Genomic DNA, 26,675 nt, shown 5'->3' on the forward strand with positions numbered 1-26,675 from the left:
TGAGTCAGCGAACACGATTCCCGCAGAGCGCCAGGACAGAACCGAAGTCTGTTGCCAGATTTCCCATCTCGCCAATCGCGACGATCAGTGCTGGGACATCGATGGTGATCGCGTCGAACGATCCGCCTGCGGACTTGCGCGATGGTTTGTGCCCCCAGACGGTGCCGTCAGTAGCCGTCGGGTACGCGCTGTGGACAAGAGAGTTTCGTTTATCTAGTACCCCCTCGACGGCGACCAGATACTCATGCACACGAGGCCGGGCGTACGCAGGGAGTTCCTCAACGAGTTTCAGACATCTCTGAACGCATTCAGATGCAGGAAGCTGCTTGCCCACCGGCGACCCCCGCAGGGCCATCTGCTCGTAGAGCGCCTCGAGTTGTTGTTCAAGCACTGCCGAGACGCAGACAACCCGTCCCAGACAGGAGAAGAAGTCGTCGGGCAATGGTCCCAGGACTCCCTGCGGTAGCCCGTACTTGTCGGTACCCATGGCTGGATTCTGCCCGCTCCAGAATCTGACGGTCCGAATTTCTCTGTCAGGCTCTGCAAGGGAAGCGCTACGCGCTCGAACGCGTTGCCCCTAACGTGAGGCTTTCGCTGCTCGACCGCTCCCGGACCCGCGCCGGACGTCCCGACGCCGAGGCGCTGGAGGGGACGATCGCCCGGGCGGCGCACGCCGAGCAGCTCGGGTACGAGCGGTTCTGGGTCGCCGAGCACCACGCCGTCCCCGGCATCGCGTCCGGCACGCCGGCGGTGCTGGTCGCCGCAGTCGGCGCCGCGACGTCCCGCATCCGGATCGGTTCCGGCGGCGTGATGCTGCCGCTGCACCAGCCGCTCGTCGTGGCCGAGCAGTTCCTGGTCCTGGAGGCGCTGCACCCCGGACGTGTCGATCTCGGACTCGGACGCTCGCTCGGCTTCACCCCGCCCGTCCGGCGGGCACTGCGCCGCGAGCTGGATGCCGTGGACGAGTTCGAGGACGACCTGGTCGAGCTGCGCTCGTATCTCGACGGCACCGGCGGCGTCACCGCCCGTCCCGCTTCCGGACCCGTGCAGATGCACCTACTCGCGACCGGTCGCGGCATCGACATCGCCGCGCGACTCGGCCTCCCGGTCGTCCTCGGTGGTCCCGTGCTCGACTCCGACGAGCTGCCGGACGTCCTGGCGCGCTACCGCCGGACGTTCCAGCCGCACGAGGGGAGCGAGCCGTCGGTCACGATCTCGCTCGACGTCACGGTCGCCGACGACGACGCGACCGCACGCGAGCTCGCGCTGCCCGAGGCGTACGCGATGGCGATGTCGCGGCAGACGGGGGAGTTCGGACCGCTCGAGTCAGTGGCGGACATTCGTTCGCGTGACTGGCCGGACATCGTCAGCCGCCGCGTCGAGGAGTCGCTCGACCGCGCCGTCGCCGGGAGCCCCGCCACCGTCCGCAAGCGTCTCGAGCAGCTCGCCGAGCGCACCGGTGCCGACGAGCTCCTGGCGAGCACGTCCACCCACGACCGTGACGCCCTGTTCGCGTCCGACACCATGCTGCGCGACCTGATGGGCTGACGCGATTGGTCAGTCGCGAGCGACCAGCCCGCGGCTCAGCTCGGCTCGAACGTCAGCACGACAGTCGGGTGCTGAACCTCCAACCGTCCCCAGCTACCATCGAGCACCCAGGATCCATCACGGTCAGCGGGCCCGAAGGCGTCGATCTGGCCGAGATCGAGCTCACCGTTCGCGTCGATGGCTGGCCGATTCCCCGACAGAGCGAGTTCGGCGTCCTCGCTGTGTACGACCATCCATCCGCGGCGATAGCAGTGCTGCTCGCCGGTACGCGGTGCCCGATAGTCAGGGTGATCGGGAGTCAGCACCACGTCCATCAAGAACGCGACGCCTGCCGATGACGGCACGATCTCGAGGACCCACGACTCGGTCAGGTCGACGGCCCTCAGGTCCGCGAAGGCCTCCCAGTACTCCATGCCAAGGGCCTTCGTCAGTCCTCATCTGCCGACGACTCGTCGCCGTTCTTTCGTGTGCCGCGCTCGCTGACACGACGTGACACCTTGTCTTTCGCCGATCGCGCCCGGACGATCGCATGAGTGCCGAGTCGCTTGGAGGCATCGAAGCCTCCTGAGCCGGCCTCGAGCATGCGGTCCCTGACGTCCGTGGCAGCGTCCGACCAGGGACGCGCCTCGAGCGCGGATCGCTCGGACTCGATCCCGAGCCGTCCGTGAAGCTCCGACACGACTTCTGAGACTCGTTCGGTGGAGTTCACGACCGTGGGCGAGGCAGACGGGTGAAACAGCACCTTCGTGTTCGCCTTCGTCGCGGCTGTCTGCATGCGTGCGAGCAGGCCGTGGGTCGACCGGGTGATGCTGTCGAGTCGCTTCTGGCGGGCGGCGCGCAGCCCGCGCCGGTGTCCGTCGAGGCCCTCCGGTGATGCCTCGGCCACGCGGTCGATCTCGAGGATGGCGATCGCGTCCTGCAGCTGGAAGCAGCGGGCGAGCACGGCGAGCCAGCTCTGCACGTCCGCCTCGATCTTCTCGGCGGTGTCGGCCAGTCCGCGGATGCCCGACTGGCTCTCGAGCTTGTCGGCGAGAGCATCGAGCCTGAGCAGGGCGTACGCCTGAGTGCGGGCGATGGTCGCTGACGAGGCCTGGACTTTGGACCAGGTGACCTCGTTGACACCGCCGCCGTGCTCGCGGATGACCATGGCCTCGTCGATGTCGAGCCCGACACCGATCATCCCGGCGATGACCTCGTCCTTCTGGGCACGCAGCAGGTCGTCGACCTTCTCGTCGATCGTGGCGAGGTAGTCGGTCAGCTCGCTCATCGTCTGCTGCATCGCGAGCTGCGCCATGACACCGGCAGCACCGGCGAGCAACGCGGGGTTCGCGGCGATCGAGCCGGGTGCCTTGGAGACCTGGAGCCACGACTTCACGGCACCGGGCTTTCCCACCATCGCGTGAGTGACGCCGGGGTCCTTGCCCTGCATGAGCCCGTACTTCTTGACCTGCTCGGCCGACTCCGCCGTCAGCTTGAGCCACCTACCAGAGTTCGCGGCGACCTGTGATCCGGCTTGCGCGGCGCTGCTGCCGGCACCCAGGACGGTGCTCAGCTTCGGCATGGCGACGGCCTGGGACGTCAGGTTCTCCGAGACGAGGAACTGCTCCACGGCGTTGGGGTCGCCGATGACGGCCAAGCCATCTCCGTCGCTGATCAGCTGAATCTCGTCGTTCAAGTCCGCTCCTCGCGTGGGTCCTGCCGGAGCCGCATGGCTTGCGGAATCCTCGACGATGCTAAGCGTGACGGGTCGATGGTGAGCCGTGTTCGGCGAACTCACCCCACCCGCACCGGCACCCGCTTCAGGTGCGTCCAACCCGTCCAGCCGCGCTGCTCGATCAGCCGCATCAGCTCGCGGCCGCACGGCACCGAGTCGATGAAGACGCGATCCAGCAACGCGATGAGCTCGGGGGCGAGCGGGAAGTCGTCCTCGTCGCCGTCGGGCTCCGGGGACGCCTCGAAGATCGCGACGAGCTTGTCGGCGACGGCGGGCAGGCGCGGGTCGTCCGGCGTCCAGTCGACGATGTCCCACAGGTCGCGGTACATCTCCACGACGCCGGGCTGGTCGAGCTGGGCCTGCTTGAGGTCCATGAGCATCGTCATGTGCTCGGGCAGCTGGGCGGCGACGAGGATCCAGGCGTCCCGCTCGGCGTCGACCATCCGGTCGTGCAGACCGAGCTTGCGCAGCCGGTCCAGGTAGGCGACGGCCTCGGCGGGCAGCGCGAGGCTGTCGCCGGCGGCGAGCCGGGCGATGCGGCGGCGGTGCTCCTGCTTCTGGGCGATCTCGCGCCGCAGGCGGCGGTCGATGTCGTCGACCGCCGCCGCGAACGTCGCCTCGTCCGCCCCGAGCAGCTCGCGCACCCGGGCCAGCGGCACCCCGGCGTCCGCGAGCGCCCGGATGCGGATGAGCTCGACGACGGCCTCGGCGCCGTACCGGCGGTACCCCGAGACGTCCCGCTCGGGCTCGGGCAGCAGGCCCTTCTGGTGGTACAGCCGCACCGCGCGCGGCGTGACGCCGGCGTAGGTGGCGAGCTGTCCGATCGTCAGCATGGCGACACCCTGCCTCAGGCCGAGCGCCGGTGGAAGACCGCCATCGCGCCCCAGTAGGCCACCGCGAGCAGTCCGATGCACCAGGCGAGTGCGATCCACAGCTCGTCCCCGACCGGCTGCTCGGCGAGCAGGCTGCGCAGGACGTCCACGATGGACGTGACCGGCTGGTGCTCGGCGAACGCGGCGACCGGCGCGGGCATGGTGTCGGTCGGGACGAACGCCGAGCTGAGGAACGGCAGGAACAGCAGCGGGTAGGCGAAGCCGCTGGCGCCGTCGACGGACTTGGCGGTGAGGCCGGGGATGACCGCCAGCCAGGTCAGCGCCAGCGTGAACAGCGCCAGGATGCCGACGACGCCGAGCCAGGCGAGCGGGCTCGCGCCGGAGCGGAAGCCCATCAGCAGCGCCACCGCGATGACGACGACGAGCGCGACCGCGTTGGCCACCAGGGACGTCAGCACGTGCGCCCACAGCACGGACGAGCGCGCGACCGGCATCGTCTGGAAGCGCTCGAAGATGCCGGCGGACAGGTCCGTGAAGAGCCGGAACGCGGTGTACGAGATGCCCGAGACGACGGTGATCAGCAGGATGCCCGGCAGCAGGTACGCGACGTACGACTCGCTGCCGGTGTCACCCTCGATCGCGCCGCCGAAGACGTAGACGAACAGCAGCAGCATCGCCACGGGCATGACCGCGGTGGTGATGATCGTGTCGGGGCTGCGCAGGATGTGGCGCAGCGACCGGCCGGTCAGGGCGGCGGTGTCGCCGGCGAAGTGGGTGGTCATGTCACTGCTCCTTCGTGGTGGTGGGGGAGTCGGCCGGCGCGGCGGGGTCGTCGCCGACGATGGCGAGGAAGACCTCCTCGAGCGTCGGCTGCTTCTCGACGTACTCGACGCGTGCGGGCGGCAGCAGCGCCTTGAGCTCGGCGAGCGTGCCGTCGGCGATGATGCGGCCGCGGTGCAGGATCGCGATGCGGTCGGCGAGCCGCTCGGCCTCCTCCAGGTACTGGGTGGTGAGCAGCACGGTGGCGCCGCCGGACGCGAGCCGCTCGACCGTGGCCCAGACCTCCTGCCGTGCCTGCGGGTCGAGGCCGGTGGTGGGCTCGTCGAGCAGGACGACCGGCGGGTCGCCGATGAGGCTCATGGCGATGTCGAGCCGGCGCCGCATGCCGCCGGAGTACGTCCCGGCGCGGCGTCCGCCTGCCTCGGTGAGCGAGAAGCGGTCGAGCAGCTCGTCGGCGACGGCGCCGGGGTCGGGCAGGTGCCGCAGCCGGGCGACGAGGGCGAGGTTCTCGCGTCCGGTGAGGATCTCGTCCACGGCGGCGAACTGCCCGGTGAGGCTGAACGACTCGCGGACGCGAGCGGGATCGTTGGCGACGTCGAAGCCGGCGACGCGGGCGGTGCCGGCGTCGGACTTCAGCAGCGTCGCGAGGATCTTGACGAGCGTGGTCTTGCCGACACCGTTGGAGCCGAGCAGGGCGAAGATGCTGCCGCGGGCGACGTCGAGGTCGACCCCGCGCAGCACGTGGACGTCCCCGAACGACTTCTCCAGGCCCCGGACCTCGATGGCGGAAGTGGGTGTGTCAGTGGTCATGCAGGGAGCCTGAAGGGTTGCCCCTGCGTCAAGGTCAAGGGTCGGGAGAAGCGTCGGGACGAGTCATTAATTCGCGACTCCGCCTATGCAGGTGACCTGCTGCCCGTCAGGTGCTCATCCGATCCGCTACGTGGCCACGGCGCGAAGCGGTCCAGGCGACACCGGTCCGTGCTTCCATGTCCCCAGACACTCACGTCACCAGGAGGCCCACCGTGGAACAGCGCAAAACTGTGTTTTTGGCATTTGCGAAAGAGGACGAGACGTCCAAGAACCTCTTCATTGGTCAACGGAAACTTGGTAATACGCCGTACGACTGGACTGATATGGCGGTTAAGCAACCTTATGAGACCGCTTGGAAGGACCGCGTGCGCACGCGAGTGCGTCGTTCCGACGGGGTTATCGCGCTAATCAGTAGCAGCACCCCGGACGCAGATGGCCAGCTCTGGGAAATTGAGTGCGCGGTAGAAGAGCAAGTACCGGTTCTTGGCGTGTGGATCGAAGACGGCTACCGGACCAAGCCGACGGAGCTGGGTAGCGCGAAGTGCGTGAGTTGGACCTGGGATAACATCGCCAATTTCATCGACTCTCTCTGATCATGAAGCGCGCACTGTTGGTCGGCAATGACACGTATAAGTCGTTTGGAAACTTGAGTGGCTGTGTCGAAGATGTTAAGGCGTTGCAACCGCTGCTCGCCCGTCACGAGAACGGTGAGCCAAATTTTGAGTGCGTCACAGAGACCGACCTAACACGAGATGAACTGATCGGCGCTATCGGTCGCCTTCTCGCCCCGGGCGCCGACTCCGCGCTGTTTTTCTTCGCCGGCCACGGGGGAAAGAACGTTAATGATGTCGTGCTCTGCACCAGCGATGGGACCGAAAATTCTCCGGGCGTGGCATTCAGCGACGTGTTGGGGATGATTGCATCCTCCCCCCTTCAGGAGGTTGTGATTCTCCTAGACTGTTGCTTCGCCGGTGGTGCTGGCAACGTGCCTGCGCTCGCCTCCGACGGCGCGACTTTGAAGCCAGGTTTGAGTATTCTGGCCGCGAGCCGAGGTGACCAGACATCAGCCGAAACTGAAGCAAGACGGGGACTCTTTTCAACCTTTGTGGAGGGAGCGCTCGACGGCGGGGCCGCGGACACGCTCGGCAGCGTCGATCTGGGAAATCTGTACGCGTACGTTTCTGAGTCGTTCGGCGCATGGGAGCAGCGACCGACATTCAAGGCCAATATCAGCCGGCCACTGGAACTTCGGAAGTGCGAACCTATTCTAAGTTCGGGCGATCTACGACGGATTCTCAACCTCTTCGAGCATGCATTCTCGCGGTACCCCCTGAACCCCTCCTATGAGCCGACGGAAGATCCGAAGCACGAGGAGAACGAGGCCATCTTCCGCCTTCTGCAGAAGGCGAGAGCGTCGCGCTTGGTGGAACCGGTGGAAGAGGATCATCTGTACTTCGCTGCGATGAACTCCGGCGCGTGTGAACTCACGGCGTTGGGTCGTCACTATCATCAAGTCAATCGTGAAGGTAGATTGTGACTTCCGACTCGGCAACCTCGAACCGTATCGGTGTTACCGGCCATCAAAAACTTCCGCGCATCGCCGCCGAATTGGTCGAGGAGCGACTCCACGAGTGGTACCCCGACGGCCTTGGAATTACGGTCGTCTGTTCACTAGCAGAAGGCGCGGATTCGCTAGTCGCCGACATCCTGCTGTGCGCCGGGGCTGAGTTGCACGCGATAATTCCCAGCCAGGGTTATCGCCAGACTTTTGATGAGCAATCCGTGGAAACCTACGAGCGGCTACTCGGGCAGGCTTCTCGTGTAGACGTTCTCGATTTTCGGGAACCGTCGGAAGAAGCGTACTTATCGGCTGGACAATTGATGGTAAGTACCTGCGAGACGCTGATCGCGGTCTGGGACGGCGAGCCTTCTCGCGGTGTCGGAGGTACCGGAGACATCGTCGAGTTCGCAGCCAGCTTAGGCAAGAGTGTAAGAGTCATCTGGCCGCCCGGCGTTGCCCGGTAGTGCCCCCAGGGTGTTTGAACAGCGCGAGGGAAGGCACGTGACCATCTTGTTCGTGGCGGGGCATCAGGCAGCTCAGGGCGGCTGAGATCGGAACCACAACCACCGTCATGGCCATAGTGATGCACGTCGTCCAGTCGGTCGGTGGGACAGCCAACCCAAGCAGTCCCGCGCTGACGCCGAGGATCGCGGGGATGATCGCCAGGGTGCCGATGAGCCAGGCGCAAACCGCGATCACCAGGGACTCGACGAGGAGCATGCGGCGGAGCTGGTGGCGGGTCGCGCCGGTGCGCCAGAGCAGGGTGAACTCGTCGCGGCGGCCGGCGGTGGCCAGCACCAGGGCGTTCGCGGCGGCGACCAGGACGAAGACCAGCAGGCACAGGAGCAGGACGGTCGACAGGTCGCGCTCGCCGTCACCTGCCGACACCGCGGTGGCGACGTACTCCTGCTCGTCCGTGACGGTGACGCCGAAGTCCGCGACGGCAGCAGCGCCGGCGTCGGACGTGCGGAGCAGCAGGGTGTCCGGGCGGGCGTCCACGCCGTGCGCGGCCGGGGTCGCCTCACCGGTCAGGTAATCGCCGAAGCCGAGTCCGCGGTCGTAGATGGCCACGACGGTGGCGCGCACGGGCTTGCCGTCGTCCCAGCGGAACGTGAGCTCGTCGCCGATGCCCTTCATCGCCTCGAACTTCGCGTCGCGGCTGATGGCGACGGTGTCCGGCTCGCTCAGCGCGGCAAGCGAGCCGTCGACGACGTCCGGGTCGAGCAGTCCGTCGACGCCGCCGGCGGGCAGCGCCCGCACCTGCAGCGGCTCCCAGGCCAGGGCGCCCATGAACGCGTCCTCCTCGTCGAGCATCACCTGCGCAGACACGGAGGAGAGTGGCACCGCGGCGTCCACGCCGGGGGCGGACGACACCGCTTCCACGGTGGCGGCGTCGAAGTCGCCGGTGACGATCGCGTCCGCCTTCATCCCGTCCTCGAGCTGACGGGTGCCGGCGACCGCGACGGTCTCGTCGACCGTCGCCTGAACGGTGCCGACGCCTAGCGCCAGCGCGAGCGGGACGACGACCAGCGTCAGCCGGCGCGAGAAGCCGCGCGTGTTGGCCAGGGCGAGCTGCGTGGCCGGTCCGCCGGGCAGGCGCGACAGGACGCCGACGAGCCAAGCGACGAGGACTGGTCCGGCCAGTGCCGCGGCACCGATGAGCAGGAACGCCGACACCGCAGCGAAGGCGGCGCCGATCGTGCCGGGCACGAACACGGGGCTGAACGCAGCGACGAGCCCGAGTCCGGCGACGACGAGCGCGGACGTGCGGCGGACGGGTCCGATGCCGGCCGGCTCCACGACGCTCTGCGCCACCGCCGCCGTCGGGGACGTGCGCAGGGTGCAGCGGGTCGCCAGCCGCGCCGCGAGGTACGCGACCGGCAGCAGCAGGACGAACGCGCTCAGCACCGGCACGGGGGAGAGGGACAGCTCGAAGCCGGGGTCGACCATGCCGGACGACTCCAGGATCGGCGTCAGACGTCCGACCGCGAGCAGGCCGACCAGACCGCCGAGCGGCGCGGCGACGAGGGTGATGAGCGTGACCTCGCGGCTCACCAGCTGGCGCACCTGACCGCGCGTCGCGCCGACCGCACGCAGCAGCGCGAAGTCGCGCTGACGCTGGCGCAGGGCGAGCGAGACCGTCGACGAGACGACGAAGATGACGAGCAGCAGCGCCGTGCCCGAGAACGAGCTGGCCAGCGCGACGAGGAACCCCGCGTCACCGCCGGTCCGCAGCCCGGACTCGACGAGCACTCCCGCGCCCGACACCAGCACGCCTGCGAGCGCCAGCACCACGAACGGGCCGACCAGGCTCGGCAGGTGCGCCCTCGCGCCCGAGCGGGCCAGCTGCCACGTGGCGCTCATCGCTCGAGCCCCAGCATGCGGTCCGCGACGGCCTGCGCGGTCGGGCTCGTGAGCATGTCGACCAGGCGTCCGTCGGACAGGAACAGCACCTGATCGGCGGCCGCGGCGACCTTCGCGTCGTGGGTCACGACGACGACGGTCTGACCGAGCCGGCGGGCGGTGTCGCGCAGCAGCGTCAGGACGGCCTCACCGGTGCGCGCGTCGAGCGCCCCGGTCGGCTCGTCGGCGAACACGACCGTCGGCCGCGAGTACAGCGCCCGCGCGATCGCGACCCGCTGCGCCTGCCCGCCGGACAGCTCGCCGGGACGCCGGTCGGCCTTGCCGTCGAGCCCGACGGCGTCCAGCAGGTCCTCGAGCCAGCGCGGGTCGGCGTCGCGTCCGGCCAGGATCATCGGCAGCCGGACGTTGTCGGCCACGCTCAGGTGCGGCACGAGGTTGTAGGCCTGGAAGACGAAGCCGACGTGGTCGCGGCGGAAGCGCGTCAGGTCGTCCGGCTTGAGCGCGCTGATGTCGCGGTCGCCGACGATGACGCGTCCGCTCGTGGGGGTGTCGAGACCGGCGGCGCAGTGCAGCAGCGTCGACTTGCCCGAGCCCGACGGACCCATGACGGCGGTGAACGATCCGGCGGGCAGGGTCAGCGAGACGCCGCGCAGCGCGGCGACCGCGCCGACCGGGCCGGGGTAGGACTTGTGGACGTCCAGCAGGCGCAGCGCGGCCGTGCTCTGCGGCACGGGCGCGGCGGTGCTGGGGTCGGACGTGGAGGTGAACACGAGGGCTCCTCGGTCGCGGTGGTGGGACACCACGAACCTAGGAATTCCGGCACCCCGCCATCGAGCCGCTCAGGACGGAGATCGGGGAGTTGCATCCTTCGATGGAAGGGCGGTAGGCGCAGTTGCTAGGTGTCTGTCATCGCCGCCGCAGGATCTCAGCCTGCCAATCGTCGAGAGCGCTCTCCGGAATCGAAACCCCGAAGTTCTCGAGGACTTGTTGTGTGAGGTCGATAGCAAACTGTGTTGGCGAAGCGATAAGCGCAGGAGCCTCCGCTGTCACGCGCGCTTCAATCTCGTGTCCGTGGAATACCGGGTTAGAGACCAGCTCCCGTCGCCAATCGCCCGCCACTAGTTCCCGACCGTCAACGCCGCGGAGTGTTACCGTGAAATCTACCGTGCTGCAGCCCGTCGCTACGGCGAAACGTGATCCGAGCTCGGCGAGCTCGACGAAGTACAGAAGCACATCCCAGACTGCGATTACGGCTGAGGCTTGGCTTCGGCGCGGCTTCAAACTGGGAACGTCGTGCATATCGCTAGCAAACATCCGGCGATGCAAGAACTGTCCGCTGCTGCAAAGACGCCATGACTCGGAGCGGGTCGACTCGTCTTGTCCAAGGCAGGACGCTGCGCGCAATGGGGTGGCTTGTTCAATGAATGGAACGGGCCACCCGCGGAGACGGACAGTGTGTGAAGTCATGAAGTTCATGAGTTCCGCCGGCGGGATTCGGCGGTTCTCGTATGGACCAGGACGAACAGCGGCGTCGAAGTAGCTTGTGGTCGGGCCATCCGCCCGCAGTGGGGATTCGCCCAATCGCCAGGCGCGGTCGCGCTCGTCGTCGAAGCGGGATTCGTCTGACACCTCCACCGGTCTAGTCGAGGTAAGCAGGCCTGCATCAGAAAGCGTGGAGATGTATCGGCGCAAGGCCTTTGCCGTGGCGAGGTCGAGGACTTCTCTCATCTCGGCCGAGTCGGGGACATTGGTGGATCGCGGTTTCCCTCTGGGGCGGACGTACAACTGTCCTGCAACCAACTCTCCGGGGAGGTCCCGCTTACAGATATGAGGCGAAAGCTCGAACTCCTCGATGTCCAGGACGCAGATCGTGTTGCCGTTGGAAAGCTGTTCGATTCTCAACCCGAACTTGACCGGAGGGTCGCTGTAACGGGCGATAGCGTCAGCGACGTCGTCGAACTTGGACCACTGCTCGGCCTGATCGGAAGACAGTCCCGGCGCCATCGATGGGAGGTCTTGATCGTTGACGCCGAGGACCAAAGTTCCGCCGTCCGTAAGATTTCCCAGCGCCATAGCCGCGCGTGCCACCTTGGCGCAGAACGGCTTCGACCCCAGGTTTCCAGGCCCCTTCACTTCGAATGGGCGGGTCTCATGACCCAGGCGAAGGAGTTCCTCGATCTCATCGACAGTGAGCATGGCTCACCGTAGGCCGAGAGGCGCCGCTAACGAGGGGGAATAGTTCCACCCCTCACTCGGGGATGGCGACGACCTTGTTCTGGTAGGCCCAGACGACTGCCTGGAGCCGCGATCGGACGCCGAGCTTGGGCATCATCCGGGCCAGGTGCGACTTCACCGTGGACGTCTCCAGCACCAGCTTGGCCGCGATCTCGTCGTTCGACAGGCCCTGGGCGAGCAGCAGCAGGATGTCCAGCTCGCGGGCAGTGAGCAGCTCGGACGCGCGTCCGGCCGTCACCGGGACGATCTCGCGGCGGGTCACCACCTCGCGCAGCACCCGCTTGGTCAGTGCGTCGTCGAGCGTCCCGTTGCCGGCGGCGACGGTGCGGACGGCGCCGACCAGCACCTCGGGCTCGGAGTCCTTGAGCAGGAAGCCGGACGCGCCCGCCTCGAGCGCACCGAACAGGTAGTCGTCGATGTCGAACGTCGTCAGCACGAGCACCGGGATCGGGTCGGCGACGCCCGGGCCGCACAGCTGGCGGGTGGCGCTGATGCCGTCCTGACCGGGCATGCGGATGTCCATGCAGACGACGTCCGGTCGATGCTCGCGCGCCGCCGCGACCGCCTCGCGTCCGTCGGCGGCGACGGCCACGACCTCGATGTCGGGCTCGGCGTCCAGCAGCGTCTTGAGCCCGGCGCGGACGAGCGCCTGGTCGTCGGCGATGACGACGCGGATCATGCGTCCTCCCTCGGGTGGAAGTCGGTGTCGGCGTCGGCGTCGTGGTCGCGCGGGACGCGCAGGACGACCCGCCAGCCGCCGTCGTCGGTGGGTCCGGCGTCCACGCGGGCGCCGGTGAGCTCGGCTCGCTCGCGCATGCCGACGAGCCCGAACCCGCCGCCACCGGCGTCGACGGACGCGACGGGGGAGCGGTCGTTGGCCACGGTGACCACCACGGCGGCCGCGTCACGGTCGTCCACGGTCACCTCGACGCGCGAGCCGGGCGCGTGCCGGGCCGCGTTGGCGAGCGACTCCTGCGCCATCCGGTAGGCCGCGAGCTGGGCGAGAGGTCCGACACCGTGACCGAGCGGACGCTCACCGGTGAGCACCGTCAGGCCCACGTCGCGTCCGGCCGAGACCGCGTCGTCGACCAGCGCGCTGATGCCGGCGAGCGACTCCGGCCGCACCTCGCCGGGGCCGGCGTCGCCCTCGCGCAGCAGGCCGACCAGGCTGCGCAGGTCGCGCAGGACGGACGTGGTCTGCCGCCGCACCTGGGCGACGGACGCCTTCGCGGCCGCGGGGTCGGAGTCGATCTGGGTGCCGATCGCGGCGGTCATCACCGCGATGCCGGACAGGTGGTGCGCGGCGATGTCGTGCAGCTCGCGCGCCATGGCCGTCCGCTCGCGGGCGATCGCGGCCTGGACGAGGGCGTCGCGCTCGCGCAACAGCGCCGCCTCACGTCCCTCGCGGGCCTGACGCACCTCGCGTCGCGCGGCGACGACCATCGCGACGACGACGGGGAGCGCCAGCGTGCCGACGGCCTGCGCGATGCCGATGCCGACCGCGGACGCGTACGAGTCGCCACCGGCCCGGGTGCTGATCGTGCCGCCGACGGCGAGCAGCACCGCGGCGGCCAGGTACGTCGGCCAGGCGCGCGAGAGCGGCTGCGCGAGCCCGAGGGTGAACGCCGCGACGAGGACGGCGAGCTGGGCGAGCCCGGTCGCGTCCCCGAGCCCGACGACGGCGGCGAGCAGCAGGCCCGCGGACGTGGCGAGCAGGACGGCTTCGGGCGCGGCCCGGCGCCACAGCAGTGCGACTGCCTGGACGGTGAGCACGAGCCCGCCGAGCACCCAGGACGTCGTGGACGGGACGGGCGTGACGACGTCCGACTCGGGTGCCGCGTGCGCGACCAGCGCGACGGCGACGAGCGAGACCAGCGCGATCGCCCCGGTCACCAGCGCGACGCGACGGTCCACGGTGCTGGGACGGGGCAGGCGGTTCACGACCGCGACGCTACCGCGCAGCGTCGCGACGTCCTGGGGAACGGCTGCGGGGACTGACCTGCGTCCGCGAGGATCGGGGCCGTGGACGAGCGCGAGGACCGGATCGAGGTCCGGGTGATGAACGAGTACGGCGTCGACTTCCCGCTTTGGGGGAGCGACGGCGACATCGGCCCGGACGACCCGGAGGACGCCGGGCTCAGCCCCGAGCTCACCGCCGACCTGCACGCGTTCGCCGCTCGGTGGGAGGCGCACCTGGGCCCGGACGCGTCCGACGACCGCTTCGACCGGTTTCCGGTGCTGCCGGCGCTCGTCGACCGGTGGCGTCGGCTCCGCGCATCGGTGGACCGAGAGGGTGTCCAGCGGGAGGCCGAGGCGACCGCCATCAAGGAGCTCGGCGAGCAGCTCGCTCACCGGGTCCAGGACGAGCTCGGCCCGCGCTACGCCGTCAGCTACCGGGGCTGACGCCCTTCACCCCGCGGCGAGCCGCTGCTGCAGGCTGGCGAGCACGAGGTCGACGCCGAGCTGGAAGGCGCGGTCGGCCCGCTCGCGTCCGGTCGGGGACGCCTCGATGGCCGCCGCGAGCAGCGGACCCTGGGCGGCGTCGCGGCTCCAGACCTGCTCGGGCGCGGCGAGGTCGAGCGCCGAGCCGATGACCAGGTTGTCCAGCACCGTGATGACGGTCAGCAGCTCGTCGTCCGGCACGCCGGCGCGCGAGAGGGCCGCCGCCATCTGCTCGTACAGCGCCATGACGTCGGGGGACGAGACCGTGTACGCGGTGAGTAGCGGGACGAGCCGCGGGTGGGCGGCGAACGCGTCGCGGTAGCGGCGCAGCAGCTCGCGCAGGTGGGACTCCCACTCGTCCGTGTCGGTCAGCGGCGGCGGGTCGAGCTCCTGGAAGACGAGCGAGCGCATCGCCTCGACGATCTCGGCCTTGCCGGCCAGGTGGTTGTAGAGCGACGAGGGGCGCACGTCGAGCGCCTTGGCGACCTCGTTGACGCTGAACTCGCCCTTGCGGTCGACGATCGCGAGCGCCGCGGTGGCGATCTTCGCGACCGAGAGCACGGGCACGGACGGTCGGGCCACGCCGGTGCCTCCTCGGGACGTCGTCGGGCGGGACCATGGACATCCGGCCCCGCGATCACCATACTAACGAACACCATTCGTTTTAGATCCCTGCGAGGCACCCATGTCCCGTCCGTCCGGTCCGGCCGCGCACCTCGTCCACGGCCCCGCCCTGGAGTCGCCCGCCCGCGTCGACGCCCCGACCCGCGAGCCGCTGCGCGTCGGGCTCGTCCAGCACCGCTGGCGCGAGGACGCCGACGAGCTGCAGGAGGTGCTCGCCGACGGCGTCGCCGCCGCGGCCGGCGAGGGCGCCACCGTGGTCTTCCTGCCCGAGCTGACGCTGTCGCGCTACCCGGCGTTCGAGGAGCCCGCCGGCGCCGCGTCCGACCTGACCGAGAGCCTCGAGGACGGCCCGACGGTTACCTTCGCCGCCCGGGTCGCGCGCGAGCACGGCGTCCACGTGCACGCGTCCCTGTACGAGCGCGCGGACGCCGGCGACGGGCTGGGCTTCAACACCGCCGTCGTCGTCGACCCGTCCGGACGCCTCGTGGCCCGCACCCGCAAGACGCACATCCCGGTCACCGAGGGCTACGTCGAGGACAAGTACTTCCGTCCCGGCCCGGCCGAGGACGCCTACCCGGTGCACCAGCTCGACGGGCTGCCCGCGGCGCTCGGCCTGCCGACCTGCTGGGACGAGTGGTTCCCCGAGGTCGCCCGCATGTACGCGCTCGGTGGCGCGGACGTGCTCGCGTACCCCACGGCAATCGGCTCCGAGCCCGACCACCCCGACTTCGACACCGCGCCGCTGTGGCGCCAGGTGATCGTGGGCCACGCGATCGCCAACGGGCTGTTCATCGTCGTGCCGAACCGCACCGGCGACGAGGGACGCATCCGGTTCTACGGCTCGTCGTTCGTCGTCGACCCGTACGGCCGGGTGCTCGCCGAGGCGCCGCGCGACGAGGAGGCCGTGCTCGTCGTCGACCTCGACCTCGACCAGCGCCGCGACTGGCTGACGCTGTTCCCGTTCCTGCGCACCCGCCGTCCCGACACCTACGCGGGGCTAGCGCGATGACCTGGACCATGCCGGCCGAGACCGCGCCGCACGCCTGCACCTGGATGGCCTGGCCGTCGTCCGGCTACACGCTCGGCGAGACCGACGCGGACGCCGACGAGGCCCGCCGCACCTGGGCGTCCGTCGCGCACGCGATCTCGCGGTTCGAACCGGTGCGGATGGTCGTCGACCCGTCCGCCGTCGGCGTCGCCCGCGACCACCTGGGCTCGGACGTCGAGCTGCTCGAGGCGCCGCTGGACGACGCGTGGATGCGCGACATCGGCCCCACGTTCGTCGTCGACGGCGACCGGCTCGGGGCCGTCGACTGGACGTTCAACGGCTGGGGCGGGCAGGCGTGGGCGTCCTGGGAGCACGACGCCCAGGTCGCCGGACGCGTCGCCGAGTGGGCCGGTGCGACGCTCGTGCCGTCCGACCTGGTGAACGAGGGCGGCGGGATCCACGTCGACGGCGACGGCACCGTGCTGGTCACGACCACCGTGCAGCTCGACCCCGGCCGCAACCCCGACCTGTCCGCCGCCGACGTCGAGGCCGAGCTGCGCCGCACCCTCGGCGTGCGCGACGTCGTCTGGCTGCCACGCGGCCTCACCCGCGACTACGCCGAGTTCGGCACCCGGGGGCACGTCGACATCGTCGCCGCCATGCCCGAGCCGGGCGTCGTCCTGCTGCACCGCCAGCAGGACCCGCGCCACCCCGACCACTCGCTCGACGCCACGCTGCGGGCCGCGCTGCCCGAGACCTGGCGGGTCGTCGACCTGCCGGCGCCGCAGCAGCTCGTCGACGAGACCGGCCCGGTCGACTACAGCTACGTCAACCATCTCGTCTGCAACGGCGGCGTGGTGATGGGCGGCTTCGACGACCCGCACGACGACGTCGCCGCCGAGGTGCTCGCGCAGGCCTACCCGGGGCGCGAGGTCGTCCGCGTCGACGCTCGTCCGCTGTTCGCCCGCGGCGGAGGCGTCCACTGCATCACCCAGCAGCAGCCGGCGGTCTAAGCCCGGACGTCGGTGCCGGTCCCTACGCTGAGGGCTCCGTCATCGAGGAAGGGACGCCCGTGGTCGACGTCTGGAAGGTCGTGCACGCCGAGCGTGCCTCGCTCGTCGCGTTCCTGGAGCGCGTGCCCGACGAGCGGTGGGCGACGCCGTCGCCGTGCGAGGGCTGGACGGTGCACGACGTCGTCGCGCACCTGGTCGACTGCGCCCGCACCGACACGTGGCACCTGGCCAAGGGGCTCGCGCGGGCCCGGTTCGACCTCGACCGGCAGAACCAGCAGGGGCTCGAGCACGAGAAGGGCACGCCGGCCGAGACGCTGCAGCGGCTGCGCGAGGTCGTCCCGCTGACCAAGACGCCGCCGGTGAAGCTCGAGACCCGGCTCGTCGAGGCGTTCGCCCACGGCGAGGACGTGCGGCGTCCGCTCGGCGGCCGCGGCGAGTACCCGGCCGACGCGATGAACGCGGCGCTCGGCTATCTCGTGGGCGCGTCCACCAAGATCGGCGGCGGGCGCCAGCGGGTCGAGGGGCTGCGGGTCGAGGCGCCCGACACCGGCTTCGCCCACGGCGCCGGCCCGACGGTCACCGGCCCGGCGAGCTCGCTGCTGCTCGTGCTGTCCGGCCGCCGCGCCGGCCTGGACGAGCTCGAGGGGGACGGCACCGAGGTGCTCGCCGCGCGCTGAGGCTCAGGCGCCGGCTCGCCGCCGGACCAGCTCGACCAGGGCGTGGCGGGTGCGGGCGGCCTCGGGGATGGCGCGGGTCATCCAGACGTGGAACATCGCCGGGTGCTCGTGCACGTGCAGCGCGACCTCGGACGTCCGGGCGCGGTCGGCGAGCAGGTCGACGGCCGGACGCAGGATGTCGCGGTCGCCGATGTACACGTCCAGCGGCGGCAGGTCGTCCAGCCAGCCGTTCACCGGGCTGACGAGCGGGTCGGCGGGGGAGCGGTCACCCGCCCACCAGCGTCCGGCCGCCCGCAGGCCCGACTCGGCCAGCATGGGGTCCGTCGCCTCGAGGTCGCGCACCTGCTCCTCGTCGAGCGTCGCGTCCAGCCACGGGGACAGCAGGACCACCCCGGCCGGCCGCGCCCCGCGGGTGTCGCGCAGCTGCTGGGCTATGACGAGCGACAGCGCGCCGCCGGCCGAGTCACCCATGACCACGAGCGGCAGCCCGTCGGCCGAGACGGCCGACACCAGCGACATGAGCCGGGGCAGCACGTCGTCGACGGTCGCGTCCGGGGCTAGCGGGTAGGCCGGCACGACGACCTCGGCCGGCACGGACGTGAGCGAGCGGACGAGGCGCCAGTAGTCCTTGGTCAGCGGGTGCACGTAGCCGCCGCCGTGCAGGTACAGCACGCGGGCGACGGGCGCGTCGGTGCGCGGACGAGCGGTCCGGACCGGCATGCCCGCGACGGACGCGGTGCGGACGTCGAGCCGGCGCCTGGTCAGCCGGGTCGGTGGCGTGTTGCCCGAGCGCTGCTGCGTCAGGGCCTTGTCCAGCGTGTGCTGCTCGCCCTCGAACGCCTGCTTGTCGCGGTTCAGCCACATGCCGCGCACGTACACGCGGGTGTAGGGCGTCGGCCGGTCGCGACCCTCGACGTCCCACTGCACGCTGCGCATCGCCCCGAGTGTGCCCAGGGTCGGCGCCGGTTGCACGATGGGCTCATGACGCTGCTCGGGACCGACCTGCCGATCGTCGGCGCACCCATGGCCGGCGGCACCACGACCGTCGACCTCGCCGCCGCCGTGACCGGGGCGGGCGGTCTCGGCTTTCTCGCCGCCGGCTACCGGACGCCCGACGACCTCGCCGCGCAGGTGGCCGCGCTGCGCGAGCGGACCCACCAGCTCGGGGTCAACCTGTTCGTCCCGTCGGACGAGCGGCCCGACCCGGCCGCGCTGCGCGCCTATGCCGAGCGGCTGCGGCCGGTGGCTGACGCGTTCGGCGTCACGCTCACCGACCCGCCGCTCGTCGACGACGACCACTGGGACGCGAAGGTCGACCTGCTGACGTCCGACCCGGTGCCGCTCGTCTCGCTCACCTTCGGGCTGCCGCCTCGTGAGGACGTCCGGCGGTTGCAGCAGCCCGGCAGCAGCGTGCTGGCGACCGTCACCACCGCGGCGGAGGCGCGCGAGGCCGAGGCGCTCGGCGTCGACGGGCTGGTCGTGCAGGGGCCGTCGGCCGGCGGGCACAGCGCCACGTTCGACCCGCGCCGGACGATCGAGGACGTGCCGACCGCCGATCTCGTCCGGGCCGTGCGGGCGGCGACCCGGCTGCCCGTGGTCGCGGCAGGTGGCGTGGCCGGACCCGCGGACGTCCGCGAGCTGCTCGCCGCGGGAGCCGAGGCCGTCCAGGTCGGCACCCTGCTGCTGCGCACCGACGAGTCCGGGGCCAACCGGACCCACCGCGACGCGCTGGTCGACCCGCGGTTCACCGAGACCGTCGTGACCCACGCGTTCACCGGACGTCCGGCCCGGGCGCTGCGCAACGCATTCGCCGACGAGCACGGGGAGGACGCGCCCGTCGCCTACCCGGCCGTCCACCACCTGACCCGCGAGCTGCGCGCCACGGCGGCCCGGGTGGGCGACGCCGAGCACGTCCATCTCTGGGCCGGCACCGGCTACCGGCACGCGCCCACCGGCCCCGCCGCCGACGTCGTCCGCGCCCTCACCGAGGATCTGTAGGCGTCCCTTCGCGCTGGACGTGACGTTGTGCACGCGACACGCCGAGAAGGGCGTACACAACGTCACGCTCAGCGAGGAGGCGACTAGTGCGGGCCGGCGAGGAAGACGTCGTGGGCCAGGCAGGAGTCCGGGACCCGCTGACCGCGGAAGGTCCACGGCGCGTCGGGAACCTTGCCGCCGACGTGCTCGACGATCCATCCGCCGCCGAGGCTGATCCGGTCGCCGAGGGCGAACCGTCCGCGTCCCGGCACCTCGACGGTCAACGGGTCGTCGCCGACGAACCGGGTGCCGTGCGGCCAGACGATGACGCCGCCGTCGGCGCCCGGGCAGCCACCGACGACCTCCAGGCGTCCCCGGGTCAGCGCCGTCATGCTCGCCCCGGTTGGCTCGTCGACCAGCAGCACGGGACGTGGCGCCGGGGACGTGGAGGGCGCGGGCAAGGTCTGCACGTCCGGCGCACGGCCGCACCCGGACGTCATGGCAAGGACGAGCAGTGCGGCTCCCAGAAGGCGTCCGACGGTGGTCATGCTCCTCCATGTCCTTCAAGCTCGCCCCGTCTCGGCCCTCCTTCCCGCTGAGCGTGACGTTGTTGCGGGGATCATCGGCGTGTCGCCGCAACAACGTCACTCCCAGCGCGAGGGGGCGTCGCCACGCAAGGGGTGACCAGCGCGCGGAGGTGCCCGGACGGCTGACCCGGCGCAGGATGAGGGCAGCCGACGAAGGGGAGCCCATGACCGTCCTGTCCACCGTCCGTGCCGCCGCCGCGGGGGCGCTGCTCGTCAACGCCGTCCCGCACGGGGTCAAGGGGATCACCGGCCAGCGGTTCCCGTCGCCGTTCGCCAAGCCGCCGGCCGTCGGACTGTCCGGACCCGTGCCCAACGTGCTGTGGAGCGCCGCGAACCTCGCGGCCGGCTCGTGGCTGCGCCGCGGCGTCACGACACCGGCCGAGCGACGAGCCATGGTGCTCGGCGGGGTCGGGACGGCGGCCGGCCTGGCAGCGTTCTTCCACCGCCTGCCGACCCTGCCGGAGGCGTGACGAAGCACTCCGTCGTTTGCGGTGCACGACGCCGGAGCGCCGCTTACGCTTCGGGAGGTGCCGAACCGGCACCACGTCCCGCCCGACGGATCGGGCTTCGGGGGACTGCAAAGGAGTGCACCATGAAGAGCTTCGCCTGTGGCGACGTCGTTCCCGGCTGTGACGCCACCTTCGTCTGCGACACCGACGACGACGTGCTGGCCGCCGTCGCCCGCCACGCGCAGGACGACCACGGCATGACCGAGGTCCCCGCCGAGCTGGTCGACCAGGTGCGTGGACACATCGTCGCCGTCGCCTGACCAGGCGACCGTCAGCCCCGCCGACATCGCCCGTGTGCTGGGCGGCGAAGGACTGACGACCCACTACCAGCCGATCGTCGACCTGCGCCGCGGCACGGTCGTCGGCTACGAGGCGCTCGCGCGCTTCGACGCCGCCGAGCGCAACCCCGAGGTGTGGTTCGCCCGGGCCCGCGAGCTGGGCCTGGGCGCCGCGCTCGAGGCCGCCGCGGTGCGGTCGGCGCTCACCCGCCGCGCGAACCTGCCGGCCAACACCTTCCTGACCGTCAACGTCGGGCCGGACGTGCTCGCGTCCGCCGAGATGCAGGACGTCTGGGCGTCGTCGGAGTCGCTGGGCGGCGTGGTGGTCGAGCTGACCGAGCAGCACCGCATCGAGTCGTACGTGGACCTCGAGCCCAGCCTGCACGCGCTGCGTGCGCAGGGTGCGCTCGTGGCCATCGACGACGCCGGCGCGGGCTACGCGGGCCTGCACCACCTGCTGTCGTTGCGGCCGGACTTCATCAAGCTCGACCGCGGGCTCGTGGCCGGGCTCGATCGCGACGAGGCCAAGCGCGCCCTCGTCGAGATGATGGGCACCTTCGGCAGCCGGGTCGACGCCTGGCTGCTCGCCGAGGGCATCGAGACCGGCGAGGAGCTGGACGTCCTGGTGCAGCTGGGCGTCCCGCTCGGCCAGGGCTACTTCTTCGGCCGGCCGGCGCCGGAGTTCGCCGGCGCCGACCCCGACTCGGTGCTGCGCGTCCTGACCCAGCAGCAGGCCGGCGAGCACCCGGGGCTGCGTCCGCTCATCGAGTTCGCGCCCACCGCCGTCGAGGTCGACGAGGCCCGCGTGCTGCTCGGCGACGACCGGCACGACGTCGTCGTGATCCTCGACGGTCACGGACGTCCGTCGGCCACCGTCGACGGCTGGGGCGCCCTGCATGCCATCCGCGACTCGGGGCTGCGGATCAACGTCTCGACGCCGCTGGACGAGGCCGCCCAACGGGCCATCGTGCGCTCGGCGACCTCGCGCTTCCACCCGCTCGTCTGCACCGACAACGCCGGACGCTACTGCGGCATCGTGCGCGTCGAGCGGCTGCTCGACGCGCTCGCCCGCGCCGCGGCCCCGGCGCTGCACGCATGAGCCGTCCGGCGGGCGATTTCGCTCACGTCGCCGGGCCCGCGGCCGATGGGTCGGGGGTCGAGCACACCCCGGATCCCGGACCCCCTCCCGAGGAGCAGTAGTGAAGCGATTTGCCTGTGGTGACGTCGTCCCCGGCTGCGAGGACGTGTTCCTCGGCGCCACCGACGACGAGGTGCTGGACCAGGCGCTCCAGCACGCGGCCGAGGCGCACGGCATGACCGACGTCCCGCCGGAGACGCTCGAGCACGCCCGCGGCCTCGTCACGACCGTCGCCTGATCATGACCGCCGGGACCGCGGCGGGAGACGTCGTCGGGCCCGAGGACCTGGACCGTGCCGTCCACGGTGACGGGCTGCGCGTCCACCTGCAGCCGATCCTGGACCTGACCCGCGCCACGGTCGTCGGCTACGAGGCGCTCGCGCGCTTCGACGGACCGGTCACGAGCCCCGAGGTCTGGTTCGACGCGGCCCACGCGTGCGGCCGCGCCGCCGAGCTCGAGGCCGCCGCCGTGCGCGCCGCGCTCTCCCGCCGGGCCGAGCTGCCGCCGATGCGGTTCCTGACCGTCAACGTCTCGCCGGACGTGCTCAGCGACCCGGTCATGCAGCAGGTCTGGCGTGAGGCCGCCCCGCTGCGCGGCGTCGTCGTGGAGCTCACCGAGCAGCGCCGGTTCGACGAGCGCGAGGTGCAGGCCGAGCTCACCGCGCTGCGGGCCGCCGGCGCGTTCATCGCCATCGACGACACCGGCTCGGGCTACGCCGGGCTGCACCGCCTGCTCGTGGTGCGACCGCACTTCATCAAGATCGACCGCGGGCTCGTCGCCGGCGTCGACCAGGACGAGGGCAAGCGCGCCCTCATCGAGATGCTCGGCATCTTCGGCAACCGCGTGGACGCCTGGCTGCTCGCCGAGGGCATCGAGACGCCCGAGGAGCTCGAGGCACTCATGCAGCTCGGCGTCCCGCTCGGCCAGGGCTACCTGCTCGGCCGTCCGACCGCCGAGCCCGTCGCCCCGAGCGCCGAGGCCGTCCGCCAGGTGCTGGCGCACCGCCGTGTGCACCACGACGGCGAGGGGCTCGGCCCGCTGCTCGAGCGCGTCCCCACCGCCCCCGACGTCGCCAGCGCGCACGCCGTGGTCGCGCGCGAGGGCGTCGACCTGGTCGTCGTGGTCGACGCCGACCACGGCCCGGTGTCGACCGTGTGCTCGGCCGGCCACGTGGAGCCGGTGCGCGAGGCCGGTCTGCGGCTGCACGTCGACACTCCGCTGCACGAGGCGGCGCGCCGGGCGATCGTCCGGACGCCGGTGCTGCGGTTCCGGCCGCTCGTGTGCATCGACGCGCAGGGCCGACTCGCCGGGATCGTGCGCATGGAGCGACTCGTCGAGGCGCTCGCCCAGCCCGCCGCCGGCTGAGCCTGTCGCCGCCGGCTGAGCCCGGCGCCGCTGGCTGAGCCTGGTGAAGCCTCCCTTCGGCAAGCTCAGGGAGCGGGGGTGCGGCTCGGAGAGCGGGGCTCAGGCGGTGACGGCGTCGGGCCCGGGCGCGGGGACGTCCTCGCCGCGGGGCGCGAGCAGCGTCGCGAACGCCGTGGTGATCGGCACCGCCAGCACCAGGCCGATGGCGCCGACGAGCGTCCGCGCCACCTCCGAGCCGATCTCCTCGCTGGTCGCGACCTGGGTCAGGCTCTGGCTGTACGCCGACACCAGCAGCAGGATCGTCATCGCCGAGCCCGCGTACGCGAACACCAGCGTGTAGACGCTGGACGCGATGTGGTCGCGGCCGATGCGCATGGCCGACGTGAACAGCTGCGTGCGGCTGGCGCCGGGCTGCAGCGCGCGCATCTCCCACACCGCGCTGGCCTGCGTGACGGTGACGTCGTTGAGCACGCCGAGGCCGGCGATCACCATGCTGGCCGCGACGATGCCCGACAGGTCGGCGCTGGTGGCGACGGCGGCGAGCAGCCGGTCGTCGTCCGACGCGACGCCGGTCAGGTGCGACCAGTCGGTCGCCCAGGCGCCGAGCACGGCGGTGAGGGCGAGTCCCACCAGCGTCCCGAACAGGGCTGACGTGGTGCGGATCGAGATGCCGTGGGCCAGGTAGAGCACCACGATCATGATCGCCGCCGACCCGACCGTGGCCACGAGCAGCGCGTTCGTGCCCGACAGCAGCGCGGGCATGACGAAGCCGAGCAGCACGACGAGGGTGACGCCGATGCCGGCGATGGCGAACAGGCCGCGCCAGCGCGCGACCACCACCACGAGCAGGCCGAACACCGCGGCGATCGCGGCGAGCGGGAAGCCGCGCTCGAAGTCGTAGAACTCCCAGGACGCCGGCTGGCCGTCGGGAGCGATGCGCAGGACCTGGATCTCGTCGCCGACCTTCATGCCGGACGCCCACCGGGTCGGGTCGAGCGTGAACGTCGCGGTCTCGTCGCCGGCCTGCGCGGTCACCTCGGCGCAGTCGCCGGCGCGGGCCTGCGTCTGGTCGGGGCCGAGGCCGTCGCCGCCGCAGTCGAACGCCCGCACGGACTCGACCACCGCGGGGACGCGGCTCACGCCCTCGGCGGCGTACGGGTCCTGGGCCTTCGGCACGTCCTCGTCCGCGGGCCACAGCAGCGCCATGGCGACGAGGGTCACGACGGCGATGACGCCGACGATCGCCGCCAGGACGAGCGCGAGGGTGCGGCGCGGCGGGCCGTCGGAGGGCGGGGTCGCGTGGGAGTGGCTGTGGCTCACGGCCCCGATCGTGCCAGGTCCGGCCGGCGACGGCGTCCGGGACTCAGTCGGCGAACGACAGACCGTGCGCGCGGAGCGCCTCGTCCAGGAGGCGCACCGCCTTCGGGCCGACGCCGTGCAGGGCGAGCAGCTCGGCGCGGGTGCGGCCGGCGACCTGCTCGAGCGTCGTCCAGCCGGCCGCGGTGAGGGCCGCCGTCGCCGGCCGTCCGATGGCGGACGGGAGGGGATGCGTCATGCGCCGGGCTGGTCGAGCGCGAGCTTCATGCCCTCGTGCGAGGCGACGAAGCCGAGCCGCTCGTAGAAGCGGCGCGCGTCCGTGCGCTGCTTGTCGGTGGTGAGCTGCACGAGGACGGCGCCGCGCTCACGACCGTGCTCGACGGCCCAGCCGATCATCGCGGTGCCGAGGCCGGTGCCGCGGTGGGACGCCGCGACCCGCACAGCCTCGACCTGGAGCCGCAGGGCGCCACCCCGTGACAGCCCGGGCAGGAAGGTCAGGTGAACGGTGCCGGCCACGACGTCCCCGTCGCGCACCACGGCGAGCAGGTGAGCGGGGTCGGCGTCGACGGCGTCGAACGCGGCCAGGTACGGATCGAGGTCGGGCGCCTCGCGGTCGCGGCCGAGGACGTCGTCGGCCAGCAGGGCCACGATCGCCGGCACGTCCGTGCGTCGGGCGCGGTCGACGTGCACGGTGCGGTCGGCGAGCTCGAGCGGCGTCATGGCGCACAGACTACGGACGGATGTCGGGGCAGAGGCCTAGCCTTCGGCCATGAGGCTGAGCGACGAGGACCTGCGGCTGCGCACTCTCGCGCGCCAGCTGCCGGACGCGGGCGACGTGCTCGACCTGTTCGAGCGCCTCGCACCGATCCAGTCCCAGGTGCCGCGCGGCCCGTTCGTCCTGGCCTCCTCGCGCCGGCCGGGCACGACGTACGCCGAGGTGAACGCGCTGCTCGAGTCGCACGCGCTGGTCAAGGGCACCTGCCTGCGCGGCACGGTGCACACGGCGTCCGCGGCCGTCTGGCCCGACCTCGACGCGGTCGCCCGGCGGGCGCGCGCCGGCGAGCTGCGCCGGGCCCTGCGCCTGGAGCGTCTCACCCCCGACGACGTGACGGCCGAGGTCGAGCGGGTCTGCGCCGACCGCTTCGTCCCGCGCGAGGAGCTCGTCGACGCGGTGGTGGGGTTCGTCGAGGCGGCCGAAGGGCGTCCGGTGGAGCGGTCGACCTTCAGCGACAACCTGCTCTGGGGGCACCCCGGCCTGGTGCGCCGCCCGCGCGACGAGCGCTGGGAGAAGCGCACCGACGCCTTCCACCGCACGGCGTCCACGCTGCTGGAGCTGGGCGACTCACCGTCGCCGGACGCCGCGCTCGACCGGCTCGTGCTGCGTCACGTCGCGGCGTGCGGCCCGGTCACCCGCCGCGACCTCGCCTACTTCCTGGGCGAGCAGCTGCGCCGGGTGGACGCGTCGCTGGCCCGGCTCGGCGACCGGCTCGAGCACCTCGACGGGCCCGACCCCGAGGGCTACCTCGACCTCGTCGACGCCCCGCTGACCCCGTCGGCCGATCTCGGCGTGCGCCTGCTGTCGGAGTTCGACGCGCTCACCGTCGGCTACCGAGGGCCGGGGCGCACCCGCTTCCTGCGTCAGGAGCAGCTCGACGTGGTGTGGGGCCGGGTCAACGGCCAGTACGCCCCCACAGTGCTGGCCGACGGACGCATGGTCGCGACCTGGCGGGTCGCCGGCCCGGCGCGAGCCACGCGGCTCGAGGTCGCGATGCTGCCCGGCGAGGCAGCCCTCGCCGACGACGCGCTCGAGCCGCCGGCCCGCGCGCTCGGCGCCGTGCTCGACCTGCAGGTCGCCGACGTCGACGTCCGCGCCTAGACGCGACGAGGCCCGGGGAGGCGTGCTCCCCGGGCCTCG

32 protein-coding genes are annotated in these 26,675 nt (G+C 71.4%); 15 read left to right on the forward strand and 17 right to left on the reverse strand.

Annotated features, from left to right (window positions below; genetic code table 11):
* Positions 1–4: 4 nt before the first annotated feature.
* Positions 5–487: a hypothetical protein gene (locus HGAM_RS20325; RefSeq protein WP_020691793.1), complete on the reverse strand. Its 483-nt coding sequence runs from the start codon at positions 485–487 to the stop codon at positions 5–7.
* 95 nt (positions 488–582) lie between these two features.
* Between HGAM_RS20325 and HGAM_RS08005 the strand changes: the two genes are divergently transcribed.
* Positions 583–1,548, forward strand: a complete 966-nt coding sequence (locus tag HGAM_RS08005) for an MsnO8 family LLM class oxidoreductase (RefSeq protein WP_019144960.1) — start codon at positions 583–585, stop codon at positions 1,546–1,548.
* 35 nt (positions 1,549–1,583) lie between these two features.
* On the opposite strand, the gene HGAM_RS08010 is transcribed toward HGAM_RS08005, so the two are convergent.
* Genes HGAM_RS08010 through HGAM_RS08030 form a run of 5 tightly spaced genes read right to left on the reverse strand, consistent with a single transcriptional unit; the run spans position 1,584 to position 5,685 of the window.
* Positions 1,584–1,961 carry a hypothetical protein gene (locus HGAM_RS08010; protein WP_019144961.1) on the reverse strand — a complete coding sequence of 126 codons (378 nt, stop codon included), beginning with the start codon at positions 1,959–1,961 and terminating at the stop codon, positions 1,584–1,586.
* A 14-nt stretch (positions 1,962–1,975) separates the two neighbouring features.
* On the reverse strand, positions 1,976–3,325 hold the full coding sequence (locus HGAM_RS08015; RefSeq protein WP_218915269.1) for a hypothetical protein: 1,350 nt from the start codon (positions 3,323–3,325) through the stop codon (positions 1,976–1,978).
* On the reverse strand, positions 3,322–4,095 hold the full coding sequence (locus HGAM_RS08020; RefSeq protein WP_019144963.1) for a MerR family transcriptional regulator: 774 nt from the start codon (positions 4,093–4,095) through the stop codon (positions 3,322–3,324). The genes HGAM_RS08015 and HGAM_RS08020 overlap by 4 nt, the downstream gene beginning before the upstream one ends.
* Positions 4,096–4,109: 14 nt before the next feature.
* Entirely contained in the window at positions 4,110–4,877 is a 768-nt protein-coding gene (locus HGAM_RS08025; protein ID WP_019144964.1) for an ABC transporter permease, read from the reverse strand.
* Position 4,878: 1 nt separating this feature from the next.
* A complete protein-coding gene (locus HGAM_RS08030) occupies positions 4,879–5,685 on the reverse strand; it encodes an ABC transporter ATP-binding protein (RefSeq protein ID WP_019144965.1) in 807 nt (268 codons plus the stop codon).
* A 212-nt stretch (positions 5,686–5,897) separates the two neighbouring features.
* On the opposite strand from HGAM_RS08030, the gene HGAM_RS20050 reads away from it, so the two are divergent.
* From HGAM_RS20050 to HGAM_RS20330, 3 genes are read left to right on the forward strand one after another with little or no spacing between them, the layout of a single operon-like run.
* Positions 5,898–6,278, forward strand: a complete 381-nt coding sequence (locus HGAM_RS20050; protein WP_218915270.1) for a TIR domain-containing protein — start codon at positions 5,898–5,900, stop codon at positions 6,276–6,278.
* 2 nt (positions 6,279–6,280) lie between these two features.
* Positions 6,281–7,222 carry a caspase family protein gene (locus HGAM_RS20055; RefSeq protein WP_020691791.1) on the forward strand — a complete coding sequence of 314 codons (942 nt, stop codon included), beginning with the start codon at positions 6,281–6,283 and terminating at the stop codon, positions 7,220–7,222.
* Positions 7,219–7,710, forward strand: coding sequence for a hypothetical protein (locus HGAM_RS20330; protein ID WP_020691790.1), 492 nt, complete (start codon positions 7,219–7,221; stop codon positions 7,708–7,710). Before HGAM_RS20055 ends, HGAM_RS20330 begins: the two co-directional genes overlap by 4 nt.
* On the opposite strand, the gene HGAM_RS08035 is transcribed toward HGAM_RS20330, so the two are convergent.
* The 5 genes from HGAM_RS08035 to HGAM_RS18385 form a co-directional block, all read right to left on the reverse strand.
* Positions 7,682–9,610 carry an ABC transporter permease gene (locus HGAM_RS08035; RefSeq protein WP_019144966.1) on the reverse strand — a complete coding sequence of 643 codons (1,929 nt, stop codon included), beginning with the start codon at positions 9,608–9,610 and terminating at the stop codon, positions 7,682–7,684. The two genes, HGAM_RS20330 and HGAM_RS08035, sit on opposite strands and share 29 nt — an antisense overlap.
* Positions 9,607–10,380, reverse strand: a complete 774-nt coding sequence (locus HGAM_RS08040) for an ABC transporter ATP-binding protein (protein ID WP_019144967.1) — start codon at positions 10,378–10,380, stop codon at positions 9,607–9,609. The genes HGAM_RS08035 and HGAM_RS08040 overlap by 4 nt, the downstream gene beginning before the upstream one ends.
* A 136-nt stretch (positions 10,381–10,516) precedes the next feature.
* Complete coding sequence (locus HGAM_RS18380) at positions 10,517–11,806, reverse strand: AlbA family DNA-binding domain-containing protein (protein ID WP_019144968.1); 1,290 nt, start codon at positions 11,804–11,806, stop codon at positions 10,517–10,519.
* A gap of 52 nt (positions 11,807–11,858) precedes the next feature.
* Positions 11,859–12,524 (reverse strand): response regulator, encoded by a 666-nt coding sequence (locus HGAM_RS08050; protein WP_019144969.1) that lies wholly within the window; start codon positions 12,522–12,524, stop codon positions 11,859–11,861.
* Positions 12,521–13,786, reverse strand: a complete 1,266-nt coding sequence (locus tag HGAM_RS18385) for a sensor histidine kinase (protein WP_019144970.1) — start codon at positions 13,784–13,786, stop codon at positions 12,521–12,523. The genes HGAM_RS08050 and HGAM_RS18385 overlap by 4 nt, the downstream gene beginning before the upstream one ends.
* An 81-nt stretch (positions 13,787–13,867) precedes the next feature.
* On the opposite strand from HGAM_RS18385, the gene HGAM_RS08060 reads away from it, so the two are divergent.
* Positions 13,868–14,248, forward strand: a complete 381-nt coding sequence (locus HGAM_RS08060; protein WP_019144971.1) for a hypothetical protein — start codon at positions 13,868–13,870, stop codon at positions 14,246–14,248.
* 6 nt (positions 14,249–14,254) lie between these two features.
* On the opposite strand, the gene HGAM_RS08065 is transcribed toward HGAM_RS08060, so the two are convergent.
* A complete protein-coding gene (locus HGAM_RS08065; protein WP_019144972.1) occupies positions 14,255–14,869 on the reverse strand; it encodes a TetR/AcrR family transcriptional regulator in 615 nt (204 codons plus the stop codon).
* A 103-nt stretch (positions 14,870–14,972) separates the two neighbouring features.
* On the opposite strand from HGAM_RS08065, the gene HGAM_RS18390 reads away from it, so the two are divergent.
* The 3 genes from HGAM_RS18390 to HGAM_RS08080 are packed head-to-tail and all read left to right on the forward strand — an operon-like array spanning position 14,973 to position 17,589.
* Positions 14,973–15,920 (forward strand): nitrilase-related carbon-nitrogen hydrolase, encoded by a 948-nt coding sequence (locus HGAM_RS18390; protein WP_019144973.1) that lies wholly within the window; start codon positions 14,973–14,975, stop codon positions 15,918–15,920.
* On the forward strand, positions 15,917–16,912 hold the full coding sequence (locus HGAM_RS08075; protein WP_019144974.1) for an agmatine deiminase family protein: 996 nt from the start codon (positions 15,917–15,919) through the stop codon (positions 16,910–16,912). The genes HGAM_RS18390 and HGAM_RS08075 overlap by 4 nt, the downstream gene beginning before the upstream one ends.
* A gap of 59 nt (positions 16,913–16,971) precedes the next feature.
* Positions 16,972–17,589 (forward strand): maleylpyruvate isomerase family mycothiol-dependent enzyme, encoded by a 618-nt coding sequence (locus HGAM_RS08080; RefSeq protein ID WP_019144975.1) that lies wholly within the window; start codon positions 16,972–16,974, stop codon positions 17,587–17,589.
* A gap of 3 nt (positions 17,590–17,592) precedes the next feature.
* On the opposite strand, the gene HGAM_RS18395 is transcribed toward HGAM_RS08080, so the two are convergent.
* Entirely contained in the window at positions 17,593–18,525 is a 933-nt protein-coding gene (locus HGAM_RS18395; RefSeq protein ID WP_019144976.1) for an alpha/beta hydrolase fold domain-containing protein, read from the reverse strand.
* A 45-nt stretch (positions 18,526–18,570) separates the two neighbouring features.
* Here HGAM_RS18395 and HGAM_RS08090 point away from each other — a divergent pair, with 45 nt between their 5' ends.
* A complete protein-coding gene (locus tag HGAM_RS08090; RefSeq protein WP_019144977.1) occupies positions 18,571–19,587 on the forward strand; it encodes an NAD(P)H-dependent flavin oxidoreductase in 1,017 nt (338 codons plus the stop codon).
* Between the two features lie 83 nt (positions 19,588–19,670).
* Here HGAM_RS08090 and HGAM_RS20595 read toward each other — a convergent pair whose 3' ends face one another.
* The gene (locus HGAM_RS20595; RefSeq protein ID WP_172636433.1) at positions 19,671–19,958 is read right to left on the reverse strand and encodes a hypothetical protein; all 288 of its coding nucleotides are present in this window, start codon (positions 19,956–19,958) and stop codon (positions 19,671–19,673) included.
* Positions 19,959–20,317: 359 nt separating this feature from the next.
* On the opposite strand from HGAM_RS20595, the gene HGAM_RS18400 reads away from it, so the two are divergent.
* The 5 genes from HGAM_RS18400 (at position 20,318) to HGAM_RS08120 (ending at position 23,443) form a co-directional block, all read left to right on the forward strand.
* Positions 20,318–20,623: a hypothetical protein gene (locus tag HGAM_RS18400; RefSeq protein WP_019144979.1), complete on the forward strand. Its 306-nt coding sequence runs from the start codon at positions 20,318–20,320 to the stop codon at positions 20,621–20,623.
* Between the two features lie 122 nt (positions 20,624–20,745).
* The gene (locus HGAM_RS20060; RefSeq protein ID WP_019144980.1) at positions 20,746–20,922 is read left to right on the forward strand and encodes a DUF1059 domain-containing protein; all 177 of its coding nucleotides are present in this window, start codon (positions 20,746–20,748) and stop codon (positions 20,920–20,922) included.
* Entirely contained in the window at positions 20,897–22,039 is a 1,143-nt protein-coding gene (locus tag HGAM_RS08110) for an EAL domain-containing protein (RefSeq protein ID WP_019144981.1), read from the forward strand. The genes HGAM_RS20060 and HGAM_RS08110 overlap by 26 nt, the downstream gene beginning before the upstream one ends.
* A gap of 100 nt (positions 22,040–22,139) precedes the next feature.
* On the forward strand, positions 22,140–22,316 hold the full coding sequence (locus HGAM_RS20065) for a DUF1059 domain-containing protein (RefSeq protein WP_020691786.1): 177 nt from the start codon (positions 22,140–22,142) through the stop codon (positions 22,314–22,316).
* Positions 22,317–22,318: 2 nt separating this feature from the next.
* Positions 22,319–23,443 carry an EAL domain-containing protein gene (locus tag HGAM_RS08120; RefSeq protein ID WP_019144983.1) on the forward strand — a complete coding sequence of 375 codons (1,125 nt, stop codon included), beginning with the start codon at positions 22,319–22,321 and terminating at the stop codon, positions 23,441–23,443.
* Positions 23,444–23,542: 99 nt separating this feature from the next.
* On the opposite strand, the gene HGAM_RS18405 is transcribed toward HGAM_RS08120, so the two are convergent.
* The 3 genes from HGAM_RS18405 to HGAM_RS08135 are packed head-to-tail and all read right to left on the reverse strand — an operon-like array spanning position 23,543 to position 25,480.
* Complete coding sequence (locus HGAM_RS18405) at positions 23,543–24,763, reverse strand: YibE/F family protein (RefSeq protein WP_019144984.1); 1,221 nt, start codon at positions 24,761–24,763, stop codon at positions 23,543–23,545.
* 43 nt (positions 24,764–24,806) lie between these two features.
* Entirely contained in the window at positions 24,807–24,998 is a 192-nt protein-coding gene (locus tag HGAM_RS08130; protein WP_019144985.1) for a helix-hairpin-helix domain-containing protein, read from the reverse strand.
* Positions 24,995–25,480: a GNAT family N-acetyltransferase gene (locus HGAM_RS08135; protein WP_019144986.1), complete on the reverse strand. Its 486-nt coding sequence runs from the start codon at positions 25,478–25,480 to the stop codon at positions 24,995–24,997. The genes HGAM_RS08130 and HGAM_RS08135 overlap by 4 nt, the downstream gene beginning before the upstream one ends.
* A gap of 49 nt (positions 25,481–25,529) precedes the next feature.
* Here HGAM_RS08135 and HGAM_RS08140 point away from each other — a divergent pair, with 49 nt between their 5' ends.
* Positions 25,530–26,636, forward strand: a complete 1,107-nt coding sequence (locus HGAM_RS08140) for a DNA glycosylase AlkZ-like family protein (protein WP_019144987.1) — start codon at positions 25,530–25,532, stop codon at positions 26,634–26,636.
* The last annotated feature ends 39 nt before the right edge of the window (positions 26,637–26,675 follow it).

Origin of the sequence: Aeromicrobium massiliense JC14 (genome assembly GCF_000312105.1) — a bacterium.
Lineage (GTDB): Bacteria > Actinomycetota > Actinomycetes > Propionibacteriales > Nocardioidaceae > Aeromicrobium > Aeromicrobium massiliense.

Coding starts and splice junctions, on each gene's coding strand:
- HGAM_RS20325 (WP_020691793.1), bottom strand. CDS start 487: ATGGGTACCGACAAGTACGGGCTACCGCAGGGAGTCCTGGGACCATTG.
- HGAM_RS08010 (WP_019144961.1), bottom strand. CDS start 1,961: ATGGAGTACTGGGAGGCCTTCGCGGACCTGAGGGCCGTCGACCTGACC.
- HGAM_RS08020 (WP_019144963.1), bottom strand. CDS start 4,095: ATGCTGACGATCGGACAGCTCGCCACCTACGCCGGCGTCACGCCGCGC.
- HGAM_RS08025 (WP_019144964.1), bottom strand. CDS start 4,877: ATGACCACCCACTTCGCCGGCGACACCGCCGCCCTGACCGGCCGGTCG.
- HGAM_RS08030 (WP_019144965.1), bottom strand. CDS start 5,685: ATGACCACTGACACACCCACTTCCGCCATCGAGGTCCGGGGCCTGGAG.
- HGAM_RS20055 (WP_020691791.1), top strand. CDS start 6,281: ATGAAGCGCGCACTGTTGGTCGGCAATGACACGTATAAGTCGTTTGGA.
- HGAM_RS08035 (WP_019144966.1), bottom strand. CDS start 9,610: ATGAGCGCCACGTGGCAGCTGGCCCGCTCGGGCGCGAGGGCGCACCTG.
- HGAM_RS18380 (WP_019144968.1), bottom strand. CDS start 11,806: ATGCTCACTGTCGATGAGATCGAGGAACTCCTTCGCCTGGGTCATGAG.
- HGAM_RS08050 (WP_019144969.1), bottom strand. CDS start 12,524: ATGATCCGCGTCGTCATCGCCGACGACCAGGCGCTCGTCCGCGCCGGG.
- HGAM_RS18390 (WP_019144973.1), top strand. CDS start 14,973: ATGTCCCGTCCGTCCGGTCCGGCCGCGCACCTCGTCCACGGCCCCGCC.
- HGAM_RS08075 (WP_019144974.1), top strand. CDS start 15,917: ATGACCTGGACCATGCCGGCCGAGACCGCGCCGCACGCCTGCACCTGG.
- HGAM_RS18395 (WP_019144976.1), bottom strand. CDS start 18,525: ATGCGCAGCGTGCAGTGGGACGTCGAGGGTCGCGACCGGCCGACGCCC.
- HGAM_RS08090 (WP_019144977.1), top strand. CDS start 18,571: ATGACGCTGCTCGGGACCGACCTGCCGATCGTCGGCGCACCCATGGCC.
- HGAM_RS20595 (WP_172636433.1), bottom strand. CDS start 19,958: ATGACGGCGCTGACCCGGGGACGCCTGGAGGTCGTCGGTGGCTGCCCG.
- HGAM_RS18400 (WP_019144979.1), top strand. CDS start 20,318: ATGACCGTCCTGTCCACCGTCCGTGCCGCCGCCGCGGGGGCGCTGCTC.
- HGAM_RS20060 (WP_019144980.1), top strand. CDS start 20,746: ATGAAGAGCTTCGCCTGTGGCGACGTCGTTCCCGGCTGTGACGCCACC.
- HGAM_RS08120 (WP_019144983.1), top strand. CDS start 22,319: ATGACCGCCGGGACCGCGGCGGGAGACGTCGTCGGGCCCGAGGACCTG.
- HGAM_RS08130 (WP_019144985.1), bottom strand. CDS start 24,998: ATGACGCATCCCCTCCCGTCCGCCATCGGACGGCCGGCGACGGCGGCC.
- HGAM_RS08135 (WP_019144986.1), bottom strand. CDS start 25,480: ATGACGCCGCTCGAGCTCGCCGACCGCACCGTGCACGTCGACCGCGCC.
- HGAM_RS08140 (WP_019144987.1), top strand. CDS start 25,530: ATGAGGCTGAGCGACGAGGACCTGCGGCTGCGCACTCTCGCGCGCCAG.